The organism is Mycobacteriales bacterium, from assembly GCA_035533475.1.
GTDB lineage: Bacteria > Actinomycetota > Actinomycetes > DATLTS01 > DATLTS01 > DATLTS01.
The window spans coordinates 1-9,359 of sequence record DATLTS010000010.1; the positions used below are offsets into that span (position 1 = coordinate 1).

General features: G+C 71.3%; 10 protein-coding genes and 1 pseudogene. 4 read left to right on the forward strand and 7 right to left on the reverse strand.

The genetic code is table 11. The features are described from left to right. Nucleotides 1-879 precede the first annotated feature (879 nt). From VNG13_01085 to VNG13_01110, 6 genes are all read right to left on the reverse strand, one after another. A complete protein-coding gene (locus VNG13_01085) occupies nucleotides 880-1,053 on the reverse strand; it encodes a hypothetical protein (GenBank protein ID HVA59115.1) in 174 nt (57 codons plus the stop codon). A gap of 500 nt (nucleotides 1,054-1,553) precedes the next feature. Further along, nucleotides 1,554-1,964 carry a pyridoxamine 5'-phosphate oxidase family protein gene (locus VNG13_01090; protein HVA59116.1) on the reverse strand — a complete coding sequence of 137 codons (411 nt, stop codon included), beginning with the start codon at nucleotides 1,962-1,964 and terminating at the stop codon, nucleotides 1,554-1,556. Nucleotides 1,965-2,059: 95 nt separating this feature from the next. Then, nucleotides 2,060-3,046 (reverse strand): hypothetical protein, encoded by a 987-nt coding sequence (locus VNG13_01095; GenBank protein ID HVA59117.1) that lies wholly within the window; start codon nucleotides 3,044-3,046, stop codon nucleotides 2,060-2,062. Nucleotides 3,047-3,077: 31 nt separating this feature from the next. After that, nucleotides 3,078-3,740, reverse strand: a complete 663-nt coding sequence (locus VNG13_01100; GenBank protein ID HVA59118.1) for a hypothetical protein — start codon at nucleotides 3,738-3,740, stop codon at nucleotides 3,078-3,080. Further along, nucleotides 3,737-4,024 carry a hypothetical protein gene (locus VNG13_01105; protein HVA59119.1) on the reverse strand — a complete coding sequence of 96 codons (288 nt, stop codon included), beginning with the start codon at nucleotides 4,022-4,024 and terminating at the stop codon, nucleotides 3,737-3,739. The genes VNG13_01100 and VNG13_01105 overlap by 4 nt, the downstream gene beginning before the upstream one ends. Continuing rightward, nucleotides 4,021-4,299: a hypothetical protein gene (locus VNG13_01110; GenBank protein ID HVA59120.1), complete on the reverse strand. Its 279-nt coding sequence runs from the start codon at nucleotides 4,297-4,299 to the stop codon at nucleotides 4,021-4,023. The genes VNG13_01105 and VNG13_01110 overlap by 4 nt, the downstream gene beginning before the upstream one ends. Nucleotides 4,300-4,468: 169 nt before the next feature. Between VNG13_01110 and VNG13_01115 the strand changes: the two genes are divergently transcribed. Further along, nucleotides 4,469-5,143 carry a response regulator transcription factor gene (locus VNG13_01115; protein HVA59121.1) on the forward strand — a complete coding sequence of 225 codons (675 nt, stop codon included), beginning with the start codon at nucleotides 4,469-4,471 and terminating at the stop codon, nucleotides 5,141-5,143. Nucleotides 5,144-5,159: 16 nt separating this feature from the next. Here the strand turns inward: VNG13_01115 and VNG13_01120 are convergent, their stop codons facing one another. Further along, nucleotides 5,160-6,851 carry a GAF domain-containing protein gene (locus tag VNG13_01120; protein ID HVA59122.1) on the reverse strand — a complete coding sequence of 564 codons (1,692 nt, stop codon included), beginning with the start codon at nucleotides 6,849-6,851 and terminating at the stop codon, nucleotides 5,160-5,162. 282 nt (nucleotides 6,852-7,133) lie between these two features. Here VNG13_01120 and VNG13_01125 point away from each other — a divergent pair, with 282 nt between their 5' ends. From VNG13_01125 to VNG13_01135, 3 genes and pseudogenes are all read left to right on the forward strand, one after another. Continuing rightward, nucleotides 7,134-8,150 (forward strand): hypothetical protein, encoded by a 1,017-nt coding sequence (locus VNG13_01125; protein HVA59123.1) that lies wholly within the window; start codon nucleotides 7,134-7,136, stop codon nucleotides 8,148-8,150. 114 nt (nucleotides 8,151-8,264) lie between these two features. Then, nucleotides 8,265-8,867: a hypothetical protein gene (locus VNG13_01130; GenBank protein HVA59124.1), complete on the forward strand. Its 603-nt coding sequence runs from the start codon at nucleotides 8,265-8,267 to the stop codon at nucleotides 8,865-8,867. Nucleotides 8,868-9,085: 218 nt separating this feature from the next. Next, a pseudogene (locus tag VNG13_01135) lies at nucleotides 9,086-9,247 on the forward strand (hypothetical protein). Nucleotides 9,248-9,359 lie beyond the last annotated feature (112 nt).

Sequence of the window (9,359 nt, forward strand, 5' to 3'; positions counted from 1 at the left end):
TCATCGCGCACATCAGCGAACGCCTCGATATAGGCAGCGACCTCGGCCTCCACCGCCGCCATCAACATCGACTGCGCGCCCTGCCGGCACACCAGATCGAGCACCGAACCCGACCCCGCGGACGAATTCGCAGGCTGGTCATGAGACCCACTGTGGCTTACCTTGGACATGGTCGTACCTTCCCGACCAGCGTTGCAGCGCCGGTCTTGCTTGAGGGCTTACAGGACCACCGGGAAGGTACGACCCCCACCCGGCACATCCACAGATTTCAATTATTGCTCGATCTCGTTACGGGGGACGAGAGATTGACGAACGCCACAGGGCCGCACTGTCGGGTCCGCCGCCCCGGCGCCCCGCAGTGATCGAACTCGTGCAACCGGTTCGTATCGGTCCCGCCGGCACGAGACACTTCCGCTGGTCAGCGGCGTGGTGGAGGTGACACCTCCGCATACGAACCGCGATCCCATTCTGTGTGGCCGAAGAATCTCGCTTGCACCGAGGCGGGCGAGGAGCCACTGACACGGGGTGGTCTGCGCCGCCCACGTCCTCGGCGAGGTCTACATCGACGGCGAGAGTGAAGGGCGGCAAGCTATAGTCAGCTATATAGGCGACGTTTTATAGCTGGCTATAGGAGGCGCGTCGCGTCCCGCGAGCACCCGGGGCAGATTGTGTCATGGACGGCAGTGTTAACACACCCGGTGCTGGCGGCCCGGCCTTGCCGAAGAAGTCCGAAGCGTAAACGATCGTGCTCCGACCGGTCTTCAGGTGGAGATCAACGAGGTACTTCCGCCGCACGCCGTCGAAATCAGGGCCAGTCGGGCCGACGCTGTTCTGGACCTCGGCGAGGATCTCGCCCCATCCCGGCATCTGAACCTGCGTCTACGCGTTGCCGCCCGTCGCAAACCGCGTGACCGCCCGGTACACGCGACCGTCGCTCGGCGACTGCTTCAGAGCCGCCTCGAACACGCGCGATGCCTCGGCGACCCCCGGACGCGACTTGGCCGCCGCAAGCAACTCCTCGCGGCGCTGTTCCAGCGTCTTCTTCTCCGCCATGATCCCGCCTCCCTGCCCGCCTAGATCGATCATAGGCATCTCTCACTGCCCACCGTAGCCCGATCGCAATCGCCCTGCTCGGCCAATCCCCAGCTCGGAATTTTGCGCGAGCCCGCCCGCCACCACCCGATCGGGGCCGGCTTGGGCAAGGATCACGACGTGGCCGGGAGCATCTACGACGTTCTTGATCGTCTTCGTGCGTCGGCGACGTCGGAGGCGGACAAGGGCAGCAAGCTGAGCGGCTGCTAGGCCGGACACGGACATCGATCCGGTCGCTGCCGATGCGGTGACCGGCGGGCGGGTCGCGATCCAGGGCAAGTTCTTCGCTCACGGCAGCACGATCCGGGGCGGTCGCCCAGGGTCCGGCTGGGAGGCTGGCCCAGCGGTTGTCGTTATGCATCGTTTCGGGTTCGGGCTGGGACTGGCGGCTTCCTCCCTGCGCTCCCCGAGAGACCTACGACCCCGACCACGCGGCCGATCTGCTGGCCCGCCGTTAGCGGTCAGGCGGCCCGGATCCGCCGGCCGGACACCAGTCCGGTGCTGATCCGCACGTAGGTCGACGCCGACGCCGGCGCCCACGACTCGATGCCGAGCTGATCGGCCCGCACGATCTCGCTGATGTCCGTCAGCGGCCGAGCGATACCGGTGACGAGCACGCTCCAGCCGCAGCGGTGGTCCGGGGCGAAGTCGTCGACCTCGAAGGCGACCACCATCCCGGCCCGGGCGGCCGCCAGCTTGCTGCCCTCACCGGTGCGGAACACGATGTCGGCCCCGTCCACCGCGTAGTTCACCGGCAGCGCCACCGGCAGGGCGTGATCGGTCAGCACGACCCGGCCGATCGAGCCGCTGGCGAGCAGGCGGTCACAATCGGCCCGAGGCAACGTCTCCACCCCGGGCTCTTCGGTCGCCACCTCCCCATCATGAGCCGCGTCAGCAGCTCGAGACAGGGTCGAAGGTCATCGGGCGCGGACGGGCTCGGTTCGTTCTCCCGGGGGGTGCCGGGCCGTCAGTCAGCGCGGAACACCTCGGACACCGGGCGCCGCGGCGTGGCCGCGGCGCCGTCGGCGTGTCCGATGCGCAGCAGCATCTGGGGGTCGTTGGGGGTGCTGAGCTCCTCGGCCACCAGGTGCCGCACGTAGCGCAGTTCGAGCGGCTGGCTGAAGATGGCGGCGAAGGCCCAGTCGCAGGCAGCGCGCAGCAGCATGCGCTGAACCGCCTGGCCGGCGCTCAGCCAGTCCTCGAGGGAGTCCCCGTCGGTGGCCAGCACGGCGAGGACCGCCTCCTCCGGGCCGGCGCCGGGGAGTCGCCCCCAACCGCGGCCGAGGTCGAAGTCCCGGCCGACGAGGGAGTTCGGGCTGGCCACGACGTGGCTGGAGTAGGCGGCGGCGGGCACCCCGTCGCGGCGGTCCTCCGCCGGCGCGGGGGTCCAGCTCAGCAGCTCGTCCCGCCAGGTGGGATCGGCTCGCTGCGTGCGCTCGGCGGCCGCGACGAGGTCGGCGAGGCGACGGGCCCGCCCCGGCGAGCCGACGACGAACAGGTGCGCCCCCTCCAAGGCGACTGCGTCCATCAACGCCACCATCAGTTCGGGGGCGACACGACGCTCGCTGAACCGTCCGCGATGGGTGTGGCGGCGCGCAACAGCGGCGAGCAGGCGGCGTTCCTCGTCGGTGGCCGCCGGGCCGGCCGTGACCGCGACCCGGGCGAACAGGGCCGGTTCCGCCGGGTCCGGGACGAGCGCCACGTGGGTGCTCATCCCGTGACTGCGGGCGGCCAGCCGCAGGTTCATCAGGGCGGCGCCGCAGCTGATCGCCAGCTCACGACCGCTCGGGTCCGCCACCGGCAGCAGCCGGCTCGGGTCGCCGCGGAGCTCGATCCCGCCGTCGTCGAGCCGGAACTGCCACGGCTGGCTGTTGTGCAGCGATGGGGCCCGGACGGCTGTTGCCACCAGGTCACGCGCGAGATCCGCCGTCAGGTCGAGGCTGCGTGTGCTCATCGTGAACCTACCGTCCGGGTGGGCGCGAACGTCAGGACGAGAACACACCTCTACGCTCGGGGACGCCAGAGGCCAAGGTCCCGTCGGCGAAGGCTCGCGTCGCGATCGTGAGCTGATCGCTCCAGGGGCGAACCCCGAGGACCAGCCGCGCGAGAGTCTCCAACCGCTCCCGCATCTCCGCCGGCAGCGGACCGGCTGTGTGCACGGTGAGCACCGGCCGGCCGAGGTGCCCGACCGTCAGGGTGACGCCGACGGGTCGGGTGTAGCCGGCGCGGCGCATCACAGCGCGCAGCGCCTGCGGCAGCGACCGGGACGTGGCGTCCCGGCGCAGCGAGTGGATCCGCTCGCAGGCCGAGGGCGCGTCCCCCGATTCGCAGCGCAGGACGGCCCAGTCGATGAACCGCCCTGCCCCCTGGGGTCCGGCCACGACGACCGGCACGTCCGCGTAGACCGCGCACACCGCCGGATAGTCGGCGGCGCTCAGCGACGCTTGGTCCGCGGCGGGAAGCTCCAGCACGACGTCGACCGGTGTGTCCAACGGGCACCGGCCGCCCGGGCCGGCGCCGACGCAGGAAGCGGTGCTGCCCGGCATCGGGTTGCAGCTGAGAACGACATCCCCACGTCGGCGAAGCCGCTGGCCCGTAGCCGAGGCTTCCGCCGCTGATCCCGCCAGCAGGACCGTGATGCCCGTCATCCGGGCGCCCCGGTGTGATCGGCGATCGCCTCGACACAGTCGGGACAGCGGTCGAGGAAGCCGACCGTGCGGAAGTCGATGCCCGGGAACACGGTCAACCATCCGGCCGGCAGGCCGCACAGGGTGCGCCTGGTTCCGAGCAGGAGTCCGTGGCAGGCGCCACCCGGGGCAGTGGCCCGGTGTGACCCGGCGGCGGCGACCGGGAACCGGTGCTGCAGCGGCGTGGTCTGAGTCGAGGCGACGACGACCGGCGTCGCTCCCACCGCACCGGTCGCGCTGGTCATCTCGGTCCCTTCGGCTGCCTGCTGATCCAGACTGCGCCGGGGCGCGTCGGGGCGGCGGCGGCGGCTGGAGGCGGGTCGGCGTGGGCGGGCCGCAGCAGCACAGCCAGGTCGGCGTCGACGTTCGGGGCGCCGGAGAAGTGCCGCAGATACAGCGAACGCAGCGACAGCCGCTCGGGCAACTCGCGCAGCTCCGTCACGTCGCCCGGGACGGCGCGGCGGATGTGCATGACCTGCGCGTCGCTGAGCAGGACGTCCCTGTCCAACCCGGTCGGCATCTGTGGCCCCCTTCGAGCATCGGTCCCGGCGCCAAGCTAAGCGCCTCTTGGGCCGCCGGGCAGTGGCTTGCGACCCGCCAGCTTGGGACTTTGGTCCCGTCGGGCGCCGGCAGACCCGTTACCGTCGTGAAGGTGCACTGAGCGCGAGTCCGACGGGAGCAGCATGGCCATGCCCGACCCCGACCACCCCCACGCCGACACCATCCGGGTGTTCCTGCTCGACGACCACGAGGTGGTTCGGGCGGGGGTCCGTGAGCTGTTGGAGGCCGACGGTGACATCGAGGTCGTCGGGGAGGCCGGCACGGCGGCGCAGGCGCTGGCCCGGGTGCCGGCGGTCCGCCCGCAGGTGGCGGTGCTCGACGTGCGGCTGCCCGACGGCGATGGGGTCAGCGTCTGCCGGGAGCTGCGGTCGCGGATGCCCGAGCTGGCCTGCCTCATACTGACCTCGTTCGCCGACGACGATGCGCTCTTCGACGCGATCATGGCCGGGGCGGCCGGCTACGTGCTCAAACAAATCCGGGGCAGCGACCTCGTGGGTGCGGTGCGCACCGTGGCGGGGGGCGGCTCGCTGCTGGACCCTCAGGCTGCTGCGCAGGTAATGGCCCGGCTCCGGGATCACGCCACCCGTGACGATCCGCTGGCCGGGCTCACCGCCCAGGAGCGTCGGATCCTCGACCTGATCGGCGAGGGGTTGACCAACCGGCAGATCGGCGAGGCGCTGCACCTGGCCGAGAAGACGGTGAAGAATTACGTGTCGAACCTGCTGGCCAAGCTGGGGATGCAGCGCCGCACCCAGGCCGCGGTGTTCGTGACCCAGGCCCACCAGCACGACCACGGGCGGTAGCCGGCGCGGGTGACGCTCACCCCGGCCTGGTCGGCACCGTCCACACCAACTCGGTACCGCCCGACGGTGGTGCTTCGGCGGTGAACGTCCCCCCCAGGCTCCGGGCTCGTTCGGCCATGTTGGTCAGACCGCTGCGCCGCCCGTCCGCCGGCAGGCCGACACCGTTGTCGGTCACCCGCAGGGTGAAGCTTTCTGCGTCCACCTCCGCCCTGATCTGCACTGCGCTGGCCTCAGCGTGCCGGGCGACATTGGACAGACCCTCGGCGAGCACTGCTGCGGCCTGCTCCGCCAGCTCGGCCGGGCTGGCGTCCACCGGCCCGGTGAACTGGAGCGACGGCGCGAACCCGAGGGTCTCGGCGGCCTGATCGGTCACCGCGAGCAGCCGTGTCCGCATGCCTGGTCCCTCCGGGTCGGCGGGAGTCTGGAGCGCGTAGATCGTGGTGCGGATCTCCCGGATCGTGCCGTCGAGCTCGTCGACCACCCGAAGGACGCGAGCAACGGCATCGTCGTTGGTGATCAGCCGCACCACGCTCTCCAGCTGCATTCCGCTGGCGAACAGCCGCTGGATGACCAGGTCGTGCAGGTCCCGGGCGATGCGGTCCCGGTCCGCGAACACCAGCAACCGTTCGGCGTCCCGGCGGCGCTCGGCCAACTCCAAAGCGACCGTCGCCTGCCCGGCGAAGCTTTCCAGCATCCGCAGCTCCGGCTCGCTGAAACGCATCCCACCGGCGTGTCGGGCCATCTTGAGCACGCCTCTGACCGCCCCCGCCGCCCCAAGCGGCACGACCACCGCTGGCCCCAGCCGCACCAGCGAGGCCAGCCGGACGGCGAGCGGGTCGTCTGCCGCCAGGGCCTCGACCACCAACGGTTCCGCTGAACCGAACACCAGCCCGGACAGCGATCCGGGGACGGGCAGGGTGAGGCCGCGCAGGGTCTGCGCACCGACGCCGTCGGCCACCTCGACGAGCAGGCCGGCCGCATCGGCTGGCATGGCGATGATCGCGACGTCGGACTCGGTGATCTCCCGCGCCTGGGCGGCGACCAGGGCCAGCACCTCGTCGGGGTCGGTGCCGGACAGCAGCCTCGTCATCACGGCGCCGGAGGCGGCGAGCCAGCGCTCCCGCCGCCGCGCCTCGTCGTAGAGCCGGGCGTTTTCGATCGCCACCCCGGCCGCGGTGGCCAGCGCGACGACGATCCGCTCGTCCTCCTCGGTGAACTCCCCACCGCCGCGCTTCTCGGTCAAGTACAGGTTGCCGAATACCTCGTTGCGGACCCGGACCGGCACCCCGAGGAAGCTCGTCATCGGCGGGTGGTGCGCCGGGAAACCCACCGAGGCGGGATGAGCGGACAGATCCGCCAGCCGGATCGGATGGGGCTCGCGGATGAGGAGCCCGAGGATGCCGTGACCGCGGGGCAGCGCGCCGATCCGGGCGTGGGTCTCCCGGTCGACGCCGACCGTCAGGAACTGGGAGAGCCGGTCAGGTTCGCCGATCACCCCCAGCGCCCCGTAGGTGGCGTCCACCAACGCGACCGCCGCCTCGACGATGCGGTGCAGCACGACCTGCAGGTCGAGCCCGCTGCCGATGGCGACGATCGCCTCCAACAGGCCGTGGGACCGGTCGCGGGTGACCGCGACCTCGACCGACCTGCCCGGGTGCTCGGGCTCCCGCTGCTCGTGCACCATGCGCGGCCCTCCCTCCCGGCTCACCATCTCACCGCGACCCAACCTTGGGCGACCAAGCGCAGAGTCTCGGGATCGGTGACCATCCGTTACGGGACCACGGGCGGTGGGCGGTGGGCCGACCGTGCGGGCGCCACGCGCATTCCCCGGTCGTCGAAGTGACGGCCGGCGCGCCCGACCGGGCCCGGCGGATCTTCCCGTTCGTCCCGATCGGGCCCTAAGTCCCCCCCGGTGGGGGACGGGCGGCTCTACCCGCCGACGCCCCTTAGGGCTTGCCTGGGCGTGTCACGGCCAGCCGAGGAGGAGCACATGATCAGCGAGGACATGCGTACCGTCGTCGAGGCGGCGACGATGGCGCCGTCGCTGCACAACAGCCAGCCCTGGCGCTTCCGCGTCGACGGCGACGTCCTCGACGTCTTCGCCGACCGCGCCCGGGAACTGAGGGTCATCGACCCCGCCGCACGGGAGCTGCACGTCAGCTGCGGGGCGGCGATCTTCTTCGCGCGCACCGCGGTCCGCGCCCTCGACCGGGCATGCCTCATCGAGCTGCTGCCCGATCCCGCCGACCCGGATCATCTCGCCCGGATCACCGCCGGCGGCGCCGACCCGGTCACCGTGGACGAGCAGGCGCTGGCGGAGGCCATCCCGCTCCGCTACACCGACCGGGGCGTGTTCGACGAACGCCCGGTCCCCGCCGCGCTCGTCGAGCAGCTGCGGGCCGCGGCCTCGGCCGAGGGTGGCTGGCTGCGGGTCCTCGACACCGCCGACGACGAGATCGCCGCCGCCGTCCTGCTGGCCCGGGCGAACGACATCGAACTTGACCATCCCGACTACGAAGCCGAGCTGGCAGCCTGGAGCCGGAGCACGCCCGCCGCCGACGACGGCATCCCCCGCCAAGCCGTGCCAGCGACCCCGGTCGCCGAGCGCGGCAGCGTGTTCCGCCTGCGTGACTTCGACGTCGACGGGACGCTCACCGCCGCCCACAGCCGGTCGGGCGTCCCGCCGACGCCGGAACGCCCCCTCGTCGTCGTGCTCGGCACTCCAGGTGATGACCCCGCATCCTGGCTCGAGGCCGGGCAGGCCCTCGGCCGGCTGCTGTTGCGCGCCGCCGCCGACGGGGTGACCGCCTCCCCCATGACGCAGGTCGTCGAGGTGCCGGCGACCCGGACCCTGCTGGCCCGCAGCCTCGGCCTGCTCGGCCACCCGCAGATCGTGCTGCGGCTCGGCTACGGCCACGGCCGGCCGCGCACACACCGCCGCCCGCTGGCCGATGTGATCGCCGCCGGCAGGACGAAGGTCCCACAGACCGGTGACCTGCGGCCCTGACCGATTCGAACGCGCTCGGCCAGGCTCGATCTCGACAGCAAACGACAGAGCCGGACGACAGGGCCGGACGACAGAGCCGGACGACAGGGCCGGACGAAGAAAGGGAGGCGTGCCATGCGCCGCAAGACATTCGACGCGCTGGTCTCCGGCGCGGGCCTGCTGCTCGCCGTCGTGCTCATCGCAGCCGGCGGCGTGCTCGCCTGGGGCAGCTCGTTCGTGGCCAGCAACGTCCACAGCCAGCTCGCCAGTCAGAAGATCTTCTTCCCGCCGAAGGCGGCGTTCGCGAACGCCAAGCCGGGCAGCGAGATCACCCCCTCGATGATCACCACCATCGAGCCCTACGCCGGCCAGCAGCTGCTCACCGGACCGCAGGCCAGGGCCTACGCCGATGACTTCATCGCCGTGCACCTTTCCGAGATGCCCTACGGCGGCGTCTACGCCACGGTCAGCGCCCAGGCGTTGGCCAACCCGACCGACACCGCGCTGAAGGCGGAACAGGCCGCGGTCTTCCAAGGCACCAGCCTGCGCAGCATGCTGCTCAACGCCTACGGGTGGGCCACGATCGGGACGGTTGCGGGCATCGCCGCGATCGGTGCCTTCGTCGCCGGCGGTCTGATGCTGCTGTTCGCCGGGCTCGGGTTCCGGCACTACCGCAAGGTCTCCCCCGCCAAGGAGATCGTGCTCGGCTCCAAGACCCCGGCTCCGCTCGAGGTGTAACACCAGCAAGCGCGAAGACCTCGCCTCCCCGGGCGGGGTCTTCGCCTGTCACTGCCGAGTTAACCGGCTCGCCGCTTCGCGATCCCGATCGTTTGCGACGTCTAGCGCAACCAGGCACGGCAGCGAAGAGGGCGGCGCATGGACGCGCACCCTGATCAGCCGGGCGGACCCCTGTCGACCGAGGAGCTGCCCCGCCTCGACGCGTACTGGGGCGGCAGCTCACCGGCCGGCACGGGCTCTTCAGCTGCTACGAGGCGTTCATCCACATCGTCGACTCGATGTTCAACCGGCACTCCCTGACGATCACTGGGATCCGCCCGGTTACTGTTGACCAACCGGCGCGCGGTCCGTCGCTAGCCTGCCCTTCCACGCACGGGTGATCGCCTAACGGGCGTGTTTCAGGATCGCTTGTCACCGCGAGGTGTGTCCAGCGGTCCCGTCAGCGGGCAGCCGGGATTTATGGCTTCTTCCCACCCTGTCAAACTGCCGGCG